The sequence below is a fragment of the Blautia glucerasea genome, assembly GCF_020537505.1.
Lineage (GTDB): Bacteria > Bacillota > Clostridia > Lachnospirales > Lachnospiraceae > Blautia_A.
Genome location: NZ_JAJBMO010000013.1, coordinates 84,097 through 95,539 on the forward strand (window position 1 = coordinate 84,097; position 11,443 = coordinate 95,539).

The 11,443-nt window shown below is 41.5% G+C and carries 7 protein-coding genes; 1 reads left to right on the forward strand and 6 read right to left on the reverse strand.

Annotated elements, in window-relative coordinates:
- Position 1 precedes the first annotated feature (1 nt).
- From LIQ05_RS11655 to LIQ05_RS11680, 6 genes are read right to left on the reverse strand one after another with little or no spacing between them, the layout of a single operon-like run.
- The gene (locus LIQ05_RS11655; RefSeq protein ID WP_226820794.1) at positions 2–1,867 is read right to left on the reverse strand and encodes a TIGR03986 family CRISPR-associated RAMP protein; all 1,866 of its coding nucleotides are present in this window, start codon (positions 1,865–1,867) and stop codon (positions 2–4) included.
- Positions 1,868–1,869: 2 nt separating this feature from the next.
- Positions 1,870–2,241 carry a hypothetical protein gene (locus LIQ05_RS11660; RefSeq protein ID WP_226820796.1) on the reverse strand — a complete coding sequence of 124 codons (372 nt, stop codon included), beginning with the start codon at positions 2,239–2,241 and terminating at the stop codon, positions 1,870–1,872.
- Between the two features lie 5 nt (positions 2,242–2,246).
- Positions 2,247–3,539 (reverse strand): RAMP superfamily CRISPR-associated protein, encoded by a 1,293-nt coding sequence (locus LIQ05_RS11665; RefSeq protein WP_226820798.1) that lies wholly within the window; start codon positions 3,537–3,539, stop codon positions 2,247–2,249.
- On the reverse strand, positions 3,539–5,632 hold the full coding sequence (locus LIQ05_RS11670) for an RAMP superfamily CRISPR-associated protein (protein ID WP_226820800.1): 2,094 nt from the start codon (positions 5,630–5,632) through the stop codon (positions 3,539–3,541). The genes LIQ05_RS11665 and LIQ05_RS11670 overlap by 1 nt, the downstream gene beginning before the upstream one ends.
- Positions 5,633–7,153 (reverse strand): Cas10/Cmr2 second palm domain-containing protein, encoded by a 1,521-nt coding sequence (locus tag LIQ05_RS11675; protein ID WP_226820802.1) that lies wholly within the window; start codon positions 7,151–7,153, stop codon positions 5,633–5,635.
- Positions 7,154–7,174: 21 nt separating this feature from the next.
- Positions 7,175–7,540 carry a hypothetical protein gene (locus LIQ05_RS11680; protein ID WP_226820804.1) on the reverse strand — a complete coding sequence of 122 codons (366 nt, stop codon included), beginning with the start codon at positions 7,538–7,540 and terminating at the stop codon, positions 7,175–7,177.
- Positions 7,541–7,727: 187 nt separating this feature from the next.
- Between LIQ05_RS11680 and LIQ05_RS11685 the strand changes: the two genes are divergently transcribed.
- Positions 7,728–10,142, forward strand: a complete 2,415-nt coding sequence (locus tag LIQ05_RS11685) for a TM1812 family CRISPR-associated protein (protein ID WP_226820806.1) — start codon at positions 7,728–7,730, stop codon at positions 10,140–10,142.
- Positions 10,143–11,443: the final 1,301 nt, after the last annotated feature.

Genomic DNA, 11,443 nt, shown 5'->3' on the forward strand with positions numbered 1-11,443 from the left:
ATTACCGTTTTCCCTTCTGGTATCCACTGCCCTGGCAAGCTTTTTTAAATTTCCCCTGCCCTGCATTGGAACCATTTCTGTTAAAATTATTTTTCTTTTCGTAGGGGCCTTCTTTCCTGCCTTGTCCGCTATAAGGCAACGCCGTCTCTTTACTTAAGACGCCAGGCAGAACTCTCTCAATATTAATATCTGTTCTTCCGGAAGCCCATTTCTTTCCAGACACTGTGGTATGGTTTTCTCCAAACCAGCGGAATCCCTCTGTAATTGGCTGATTTTTTTGAGCAATATCTTTTGGGTAGGTAACTTCCATATTTTCCGGGACGCTGTCAAAGCATGCTATTTTATAAAATTCTGCCTTTGCATGAGAACTAAATTTCGCATCTTCATATGTCACAGCTGCAGCAACTGGAATTTCAGAATAGTCCAGCACACCATCCTCTATTTCAATTTTCCGCTCCTTTATGCTGGTCACCTTGCAGGAAATGCTGCCAAGCCCCAATGGTTTTCCGCTTCCCAGTTTTAATCCGAGATTTTCACTGCTACAGTTTAAAATCCATATCAGCTGATCCAGCTGCGTTTTGGAAATTCCCTCAAAATAGAGTTTTCCCGAAAAAGCAATATTTTCTTTCACCGGTCTTACCGTCTTATTTAATTTAGACGGCTCTGCCTGGATTATTTTTCCACTCCTGCTATGCCAGTAAAACTTTCTTCCCCGCAGATTTCCCGGTTCTACACTTAATTTACCACCCTTTACATGATAATCATAAGTCCAGAATGTAGCTCCAGCCGGTCTTTTCAGATAAAATTCTGTATTGCCAAGCTTCGGCCCGCCAAGGGTCTGTAACGTTATTTTATCAGAGAGATAATAAGCATTTGGCTCTCTTTCCTCTGTTACGTATAAATCTGTAAATCGAAGCTTAGAACCCCTGGAATCATCCTTATTTCCAATATGACCGAACAGCTCACACGCCGGACAGAAATTCTCTGTACACGGTGCAAACTTTCCTGCCAGCATTCCAATGCTGTTATTGGAAGCTTCCTTGGTAATTGTTGCTGGTGATAAATACACGATTCCATTATCCAAGGTTGAAAAATTCACTGGAAAATACAGCATATCTTTTCCACGAAGAAACTTCTCCAGATCTTCCTTATATTCTGTATACGCCTCTTCATTGCTTTTCTTTAATGCAGGCTGATCCAGATAAGAATTCAGAACAGGAAACAGCTTTCTTTCCACTTCATCTCTGGAAAGGCTAATCCCCTTTTCAAATTTATTTTTCAGGGAAAAAACATGATACCTGGCTTTTTTTACGCCCATTTCCCACTTCAAAAGATAGCCTTTTCCCTCAATTTCGTCCCCATTCCTATTATCTTCAAATCCTCTGGGTGTCCTGCCTCCAAATGCTTTCTCACCTATAGGGGAAGAAGCTGCACTGCGTAAAACGATGGTTCCATCCTCATTTCTGCAAAGCAGTCCGGGATTAAATCTGGTAGGTGTCCTTTTTACAGGGTAGTTTTCACTATTCAGCAGTCCCATACAGGAATCTGTCAAAGTTTCATAAACCGTTCTCACCACTCCACGTATTTCACTGCCTGGAATAACCGGAATGTGATATTCTCCCTCATAAGTTCTCCCCTTTTCCAGCTCTGTATAGGAAAAAAAGTCATAAGACTTATGATCTTCAACAGCTGACGATTCCTTAAATGCTGTCTCTGTACTTGAATTTGGTATAAAAAGAGGGGTTTTCGTTGTGATACTGTATTCCATCACGCCAGTATGTCTGTCTGTATCGGTATAAGCAGTTGCTTTTTCTGGTGGAAAACTTATGAAATTATATGGATTCATAAATTTTTCTTTCTCAGCCATCCCTATTCCACCTCCCTTAATCTGTAGTTTCCGATCCGCATAAGGTCGTTCTCATCATAAGTAATATAATTTATAACTTCCACAAAACCGGAATCGTTATCCGGTTTTTCTTTCTTACTTCCCAAAGTCAGGATCTTCTCGGTATAAACATCCTGATGTTCTACAGTCTCATCACTGATAAGGGCTTCGATTTCCCCTTTTCTTGTTTTGATATAGCGGTACTCCCTGTCAGCATCAAATAAATGAAGCTCCAGAAGCTTTTCCTCCAGATGTACATCTTCCAGAAGCTCTTCTTTTGTATACTTTTCATATTTTACCTTATCTGTATATAAGGCATACATGGTTCCCTTTTCCGGTATATTTGAAAGCTTCATCTCCATCACCTCATCTCTGCACAAAGACCTTTAAAGGCTTCTGCTATAAGTTCATTTTCCCGTCCGTTTTGCCCATCTATGGTGATGGAACCTCCTGATGAGAAAGTTCCTCTTCCAACTGCAGTCTGTCCGCCCACAGCCAGATAACCTTTCTGCAGATCCTTTAATGCCAGAAGCAGAATTCCAATCATCCATTTGCCATCTTCCGGATTTTTTCCTTTACGTACTGCCAGCTTCAGGCTAAAATGCCCATCCACATAAGTTTTTTCTTTATACAAAGCCCCATCCCGGACTGCGGATTCAAAACGGCTGATTCCAGTACGGACCATCGTAAGAGGCTTCGCCTCCTCTATTTCTGCTTCACTGATTATGATGGCAGATACGTGCCCTTCTTGATCCGACGCATCTCCAAACATTCTTTTTGCAATTTTTTCTGCACCTGCGGGAAGCTTCCCCCCATCACCAGCCAATTCTTCAAGGATCTGTGTGACCCTGTGACGGATAGCGCCTGCAAAGCTGCTGCCCGGAATAACTGGTACTCCATTTGACGTAAGATGTACAAAGTCAGGCTCATTTTTCTTAGCCGCATACTGCCGGATGCTGATACCGCCCTTCATCACAAGCGGCACCTCAATATGTACCATTCTGTCCGTATCCTCATCCTTCCCCTGCAGCCAGCTTTCAAGCTCATCCGCTGCATTTTCCCAGGAGGAAGCTTGATAGGCATCTGCATATTTCAGATAATTTTCCCTGTCATAAGTCTTAGAAGCCAGCTTCACAATCTTAAATACGCCAAAACCTCTTGTCTTTTTCCGTCCAAGGCGGATTTCGCCCTTCTGAATTCCCCGAAAAACAACAGACAGCTGTTTTTTCAACGCTTCTTCCTCGTCTGCCTCACGGACTACAAGCTCCAGATAGAAATGTCCATTCAGGCCAGTCTCCACAATCTCCATATCATATTTGCAGCCGGCTATGGCCGCTTTATTTTGGTTCAATCCGACGCCATCCCGAACTCCCCATACTGGTGCTTCATCAAAAGTCAGATCTGAAATAAAAAGCGGGCTCATTTTTCCCTGGGTATCATTGGCAGAATATCCGAACAAATCCCATTCATTCTCTTTTTCCCCGATATAAGAACGCATTGCTCCTGCAAGAGAGGTTCCCGGTACAAAGGGATTCCCCTCAAAATCACGCAGTACATCTGCATCCGTCCATTCTTCCTCGCCGGAAGCCACATTAAGCGGAGACTCCAGCTGAATCTGAATATAAAAAACCTGACGTTTTAATACAGCTTTCATTACTTACCGTCTCCTTTCTTCTGGTGGGTTTTTGCAAAGTATTTCAGTTCTGCCAGATAATCATTATAAACCTTCTGGAAAAGCTGTTCCTCTGACAGTTCATTATCAAAGCTGCCAAATTCCTTCCCCATCCGCTCCTGTGCAAGCTTTCCAATTTCGGATGGTTTCACAATATCTATCAGATATTTGCAAAGGCTGTTTTTGCTTTCCTTTTCAATTCCGGCAACCTCTTTTTCCATATCTTCATAGGTATGTTCCGTTCGAAAAAGCACTCTTAATTTTGCCACGGCAGCATTCAGGCCATCCAGTTTCTTCTCATCTGTAGGTTTCCGCTTCTCAAAGGTTTCCCGTACCGCCATCTTTATCTGTTTCTCAAATTCATCCTGAAGAAGTTCCCGCAAAATTCCCGTAGGATCCTCCTGCATTGCTTCTGTCTTCCCAGCTTCCTGCATTTTTTTCACAATTACATCAGAAGTATTGGCCGGTTCTTTTACCAGAAGCTCTCCATATCCTTCAAAAACACGTTCTCCGGCAAATTTTTCATTCAAAAGGCCTATGTCAAATCCCTGTTCAGATTCCAGAAGGAAGGAGCTTCCTTTTGCCAGGGCATATGCAGCTGGTTTCCGCCTTTGCCAGGTAACATTATATCCACCAATGGTACTAAACTGAATGTATGGCTTTTCCAGGCAAAGATCTTTGGTTCCGGTCATTTCGCGCAGGTTCTTTTCCAGTACACGGATATCTGTGGTCAGCATTCCCTGGTCATTATAGAGAAGTACATCTGCTCCCAATGTAAGAACTGCCTTCTTCACTGTTTTATGTTCTTCCTTTATCTGTTCTACAGAATCCAGGGTAAAATCAACTGCTCCAAATTCACTGGAGCGTCCATATCCCATCCGGATTTCATCCATGGCTTCAACAGCCTGCAGGATCTGCTGTGCCTGCTCTTTATCCGCATATATAAAGCCTTTAAAGCTCTGGTTCGGCGAAATTGCGGCAAGCTGGTAAAAGCTGGAGCCGTCCAGCCCAGTGGCTCTCCCCACAGATTTATCAGACGGGCGCTGATGGTGATAGCTGATTTCGGTCTCCACATCAGCAATCCTGCCGCTTTGATCCATATAGCGGATGTTTGCAGGTGCCATCTGTTTTCCCTTAATTTCGGCCGGATCTGTGAGCAGCATATCTTTTATTCTCATCTCACCATTTTCATCGTAACGCTGGTCCTTCACTTTTTGTAATGAAATCCGTCCCGGAACGCACCGTTCTTTTCCATTTGCAATATAGGCATTGGAAACGATCAGTTCATCTGCTGCCATCAGTTTCTCATATCCTTCCGGCTTTAGTGCACCAGCGATCAGTCCAAGGACCTTGCTTCCTGCAACATAATCCTCTGTGACCGCCTGATTTCCCTGTGCGGATTTACAGATCATAGCGCTTTTCAGACGAATTGTATAAGGAATCCTGTTTTGTTCTCCAAGCTGGTCCACTTTAAATAATACATGACAGTTCTTTTGCTGGTTCCCAGCCTTTTCAGATAATTTCATTTCCACCAGCCCAAGACCTCTTGTTCTTGCCATTCCCATATGTTTCACCAGGGAAACAGCCTGTTCCAGAATTTTGGGTTCAGAAACACGCTTCGTCCAATTACATTCAGCGGTGAAAGTAAGCCCTTTTTTTACAACGCGGATACGCCTCAGGGAATTGTCCTTTGCAACACCGGTTTCGGGATCAACAGCCGTCTGGGTGCGCATATAGGTATACCGGTTCAGCACATTCTGCGGGCTTTTCAGACCTGTATGTTTGCATTTTTGCAAGGTTTCCACTACCTGGCTGTATTTTTCAATATATGCGTTTGACAAAGAAAAAGCGGAATTCTGGTTTCCTTCTTTTCCAAATATTTCATCGATCTGACTGGTGCCGATGCCAAGGTCTGCCATTTCCTCCGCAGCTTCCCGGATACAGCCTTTGATCCTTTTTGCCGGAATATAAGGAATTCCGTTTTCGTCGTACACCACATCTGTGTCAACCACACTATTATATGTATCGCCGGAATATGTACAAAGATCACTGAGAAGTTTGATCGTCAGCTTCATTTATTCATCCTCCTTTATCAGCCAGTCCATAATTTCCAGGGCATCGTACCAGATTGCTGCATCCTTCCTTGCTTCTTTCATCCCCGAATATCCTCTGGATTCCAGAAAAGAAAGTTCACCATCAAGCTCCGCATCCCCCATTGGAATGGTATCACGCAGTTTCTTCGCTTTACTTCTTGCCATTGGCGCTTCCTGGGACTTTTCTCCCTGTGCAAAATATTTCAGCCAATAGATCAGCCTGGAAATATCATAGCAGTCATTTTTCCCGTTCATATTCCACTTATCCGCTTCGAAGGGAACGTAATATGGACGGAAAATAAAAGCTTTTCCATCTGCCATGTAATGACGGTCGCGATAAGCGTCCAGCTGGGAAGCCCGGATATTTGTACAGATCTGGTAATCCATAAAATTACCAACCTTTCCGCCATCCCCTCTGCATTCGTTTTGTTTCGCACGTTTCTTTGCACTTTCACAGCATGCCTCTGCAACCTGGTATGCATCCGAAAATGGGAAATGACTGTTAAAAAATGCAATTCCTCCACATGCTGAAAACTCTCCTTTTTTGCTGATATTTTCCAGGAAAAATTTTACAGCCGGGATGGCAAGCCTGGCATTGCAGACAAAGGTAATGTCATCGCCGGCAACGATAATCTCTCTATACAATTTATGCTTTCCGGCTTCTTTTATCTTTGGGGTAAGAGCGTCCATGCAGGCTTTCATTTCCTCTACTGTTTCTCTGAAATTCCCGGAAATACGAAGAGACAGCTGGCGCATTTTTGCAATTGCGTCTTCATATCCCACGGTTTCTTCCATTTCTTTTCGAATGGTATTTCCCATACTGTTTCCATCAATATGGAACACAGCCAAAGTACTGCTGTTTCCTTTTTCAGTTACCATATTATCAAATATTTTTTCATCTTCCTGTTTCGGGAATGCTGTTCTTTTCAGGATTGCTTCTGTGGAATAGTAATTGCCGTCTGTATCCTTCCTGGTCAACGGTAAACCGGTAATGGAATCTGCTGCCATAAAGGGCATCGCACCCATAGGCATGTTCAGCGGCATACTGGCTTTTATTTCCCGCATCCTGTTATTGATTGCTTCATAGTCTTCCATGTAGCTGTCAGTTTTTGGAACCACTGCAACAGCCAGATTCAGGGAGTAGGTCCGGTCTAACAGGTATTTTGCAAGAAAACGGTTTACCTTCTCGCATTCCCCTCCCTGACGGAACAAGACATAGGCATTTCCACCGCCAATGAACAGGATCTGCATTTCAACCTCCGGATGTTCCAGAAATGCCTTCGGATCATCTTTTGTCCAGTCCATCATATATCCGGACATTGTTTCATCTTCGCCCGCTTTCTGCGAATCCACATATGCCTGCAGCCCATCGGTGATAATCTTCTCTACCAGCGCAGATGCACCTACAATTTCTTTGGCTGCATTACTTTTGAAAATGTAACTTTGAATTCCTCTGACATCATACATTGCCAGAACCTGCTGCTCCAGTAATTCCGGTCTCATGGCTTTTCCTCCTGATTTCTTTTAGTATTCTCTGAATCCCTGAAAAACAAATACTGCTTCTTTGTGTACAGTGCCGTCTTTTTCCACATGTTCTACAGCATGTCTTTCCGAACAGCTTGCCAGTACCCTGATTCCGCTTTTCTTCAGCTTCTGCACGATCCTGAAACAGACTACAAATTCTCCCATACACATAACTGCAGCCGGTTTCTTTGCCAGTATTTCTGCCGTAGTCTGCTGGGCAAGTTCTTCCAGCTGCATATCCGTCAGATCACATGCCACCGCCGGAAACGGTATGTCAGCTATTTTCCCATACTGCTCCGCTGCTTCTCTTTGCGCAGCGGACCATTTTGCAGAGGGATGATTTGAACAATTAACAAATATTTTCACAAAAACTCCTCTCACCATACAATATGCACTAAATTAGTTATAGAAATAACTATACGATATTCACTTTGCTATTTCAATATTATCCGTTATATTTTCTGTTTTTTATGCTTTTCGTTTCTTTTATTGTGCATTTTTTGGAAATATGATACACTTTTACAAATATACTAATTTGTGAGGTGGTACTATCATGGAATTGAATTCCCTTCTGTCCAATTTTGAAAAACAGCTCCATATCTCAGGACATGAACAGAACACCCTCTACGGTTTCTTACGTTTTCTAAACAACCGAGGAAATTCAGGCAATGAGTTTATCCCTTATGGTTTACTGATACAGTATGATGAACCCAGCTCTTATCAGGTTTTTCTTAATATTCTGGAATCTATTCTTCCTCAATTATCTACAAAGACCAGATATCAGCTTAAGCATGCAACGGAGAAAACACTATCTCAGATATCTCTTACAGCCCACATGAAAAAGCCTGGGGAAATTTTAGTGCTTACGGATTGTGCGGAAGAAGGCTCTCTGGATAATCTTATTTTCCAATTTGAGGCATCGCCTGAAATTATAAAAATTGTATGTGTGCCGTCGAATGTAGTCGAAAAACGTTTCCGCTCCAATGAACACTTTTTTTACCGAATTCTGGCCCGGCATATTCATCTTGAAAAATTACATTCCCGGGAGATCACAAATCAGTTTTTACAGCGGTTCAGCGAAAAAGGTTATATTGCTGCTCCTGATTTTTCAGAAGAGCTGGCTTATTATATTGAATCCATCTATGAAACTGCAGACTACCAAAATAATGAGTTTCTCCTGGATTTAATGAGGCGGATCGAGCTGCAGATGGAAGAAACAAATGGTATAGCTGCCTACAGAAACGGGCTGCCTGTAGATACCGCTTTTATTCCTTACTCTAAGAGAGTCCTGTCCCGAAAGCAGTCTGAACTCCAGGCTCTTAAGGATTCCGTTAAGACATTGCCTGCTATTGCAACGCCACCTAAATCGCCAGACTTTCCACTTCCAGCATTGGAAAATGAAGCCGAAATCCACATACAATCACATCAATTTACTTCGGAGCGCCAGCATACAAATGTGCTTTTACTTGCTTTAAGTACTTTACGGAAAAATATAGGAAAATCCGAATTCAAATATAATTTCAACGGATGTCAGGGAAGCGTTATCGGACGTTATCAGTTGGATCCCATTCCCAAAATGCTGGATGAATTGCTTGCCCAGACCAACGAGAACCTTGATAAGATCATTATGCTCTGCACGGATAAAACTCTCGAAGAAGTAACGGTTACAACACCTGAATCCACTACCATTACCACCTCCCCCTTGGAATATTTTAAGGCTCAGGTCCGTAACTATATGAATCCCGATCTGGACGATAAGGAGCGTTTTCTTCCTGTAAATATTTCCCAATCCTCTCCTTACGAGGGAATTCAAAAGGTTATTAATATACTTCGCAGCATACATAACCCAATCCTGTACCTTGATACCCATGGTGGAATCCGCGGTATCCAACGTATCATGGAAGCAACTGTTTCCCTTTTGAAAATAGAAGGGATCAAGATCAAAGAAGCGTATAGTGTGGAATTTTCTGAAGAATCTAAGGAGAGCATTATTACTTCCGAAACTGAAAATATGAAAATTTTTGACTTTGTTGCAGGAATCAATGAATTCATTTCATGTGGAAGAGCCAATACCCTAATGGAATATTCTGACTCCTGCCATCCTCAAGAAAAAACATCGGAGAAGGATTTTATAAATGCAATTCAGAATGTAGCTAATGGTATCCAATGGTGTTGTATTCCGGAATTTGAAAATGGTCTGAAAAACCTTCAGAATTTTTTTGCCACGCCAGCTGCTAAGACCACAAATAAAAATACTTCCTATCTGGAAATTTATAAGCAGGACATCAAACAGGATTACAAAAAGCTTGTGGAACAACACACTGTAGCAGATGAAATAAACTGGTGCATTTCCAAAGGTTTTTACCAGCAGGCTCTGACTTTGATCGAGTCCAAGGTTTCCTCTTTGCTTGTAGATGATTGGAAAGTTTTAGAAGTAAACCAGCCTTATCAACCTATTACCCAAGGACAGGCAAGCTCTTACATTGTTAACGACGCATACGCACCGGCAACACTTAATGACCTTTTCAATGCATTCGTGTATCCCATGACGACTGAAATCTTAAACAATGGTACAAGAGGATTCTTTTTGCCCCGAGAGCTTTTCAATCAGCTAACGGATCACGATTACCAAAATTTTTTAAGTGCCATCCAGACCAGCCCAAGATTTCCAATTTCGCCTGAAGATATAAGCACTTATCTAAATAACGCTTTAAAAAAGCCTACAGTTTCATTAAGAATGAACGGTCAAGGTTTTACCAGAAAAGTTGCAGTACCGGAACCGTTTATTATTTCTGACTCCTTGGATAAGGCTATATTGTTCCAGCTGCTTATACTGCATAAGGCACTAAAAGATGTCCGAAATACTATGAACCACGCTTCGTCCGAATTGAGCTATGAACTAAACGCTATTGTACTTGCATTAAAATATTACATGATCTGGCTTGAAAAGCTGAATCCAGCGAAATAGCCAGATCTATATTTATTTTTTATATGGATGCTTCTTTTTGTCGGGAGCATCCTTGTTTTTATGTTTTAGCAATATATTTTTTAAAAAACAGCCTAATCATTTAGTGAGAATGATTAGGCTGTTTTGTTTCATTTTCGGTCAAAAAGGCGAAACGGATATCTCGGGTGGGGCGAGTTTTTTGTGAATGGATTAATTTAATTCGTTATAGGTAAGGTACAACATTTATTACTATGGATCGAGTTGACGCAATTCACAAAACGGTTTCAATTCCTCATAGGTAAGGTACAACGAACCTTTATGGAATTACGGTTCAATGAAGGAGCTGTTGTGTTTCAATTCCTTATGGGGTAAGGTACAACAACAGTATCCGCAGCAACAGTAAATGCTCCATATGGCTGTTTCAATTCCTTATAGGTAAGGTACAACGCGGATTGACGAAAGAATGGTCAAAAAACTTCTCAAGGAGATGGGTGTGTTTCAATTCCTTATAGGTAAGGTACAACAACAGTATTTACGCTGTTCTTAAGATTCATTATTACAGATTTGATTACTTTTTGCAAGTTTTTTTCAAAAAAGTCGGTCAATCGAATTTAGTGAAATGCTAATATTCCTTGATTTTACGGCATTTTGTGAAAACTGATTTTAAGGCTGGAGATTGACCGACTTTTTCTTGTGTCTTTCCTCCCTCTCTTTTATGTACTTCATTCTACTCTTTTTCTATTTTTTTCGAAAGTTAATCCGAATATTTTGTTATATATAAAAAATAGCCTAATCATCTCATCGGAATGATTAAGCTGTTCTAATTCCTTATAGGTAAGGTACAACTTCACACATAAGTGTAAGCAGTGATAATCATAGGTTTCAATTCCTTATAGGTAAAATACAACGAACTGGCTAAAAAAGGTGTCATGCCACCTGAGTGGGCAGAAGAGTTTCAATTCCTTATAGGTAAGGTACAACACAGCATTTATGCTGTTCTTAAGGTTCATTATTACAGATTTGGTTACTTTTTGCAAGTTTTTTCGAAAAAAGTCGGTCAATCGAATTTCGTGAAATGCTAATATTCCTTGATTTTACGGCATTTTTGTGAAAACTGATTTTAAGGCTGGAGATCGACCGACTTTTTTATTGTGAATTTTGAGTAATAAAAAAACGATAACCAAATGGCTACCGTTTAGGTTCTGTACCTTCAAAACTACATACATGTTACATCCTAATGGAATCATTCTTCAACCTTGCGATTGTTGGTCAAGCCCTCACCCTATTAGTAACAGTCAGCTCCATGTGTTACCACACTTCCA

What these genes read in the sequence shown, in the direction of transcription:
- LIQ05_RS11655 (WP_226820794.1), bottom strand. Translation starts at nt 1,867, where the DNA reads ATGGCTGAGAAAGAAAAATTTATGAATCCATATAATTTCATAAGTTTT.
- LIQ05_RS11660 (WP_226820796.1), bottom strand. Translation starts at nt 2,241, where the DNA reads ATGAAGCTTTCAAATATACCGGAAAAGGGAACCATGTATGCCTTATAT.
- LIQ05_RS11665 (WP_226820798.1), bottom strand. Translation starts at nt 3,539, where the DNA reads ATGAAAGCTGTATTAAAACGTCAGGTTTTTTATATTCAGATTCAGCTG.
- LIQ05_RS11670 (WP_226820800.1), bottom strand. Translation starts at nt 5,632, where the DNA reads ATGAAGCTGACGATCAAACTTCTCAGTGATCTTTGTACATATTCCGGC.
- LIQ05_RS11675 (WP_226820802.1), bottom strand. Translation starts at nt 7,153, where the DNA reads ATGAGACCGGAATTACTGGAGCAGCAGGTTCTGGCAATGTATGATGTC.
- LIQ05_RS11685 (WP_226820806.1), top strand. Translation starts at nt 7,728, where the DNA reads ATGGAATTGAATTCCCTTCTGTCCAATTTTGAAAAACAGCTCCATATC.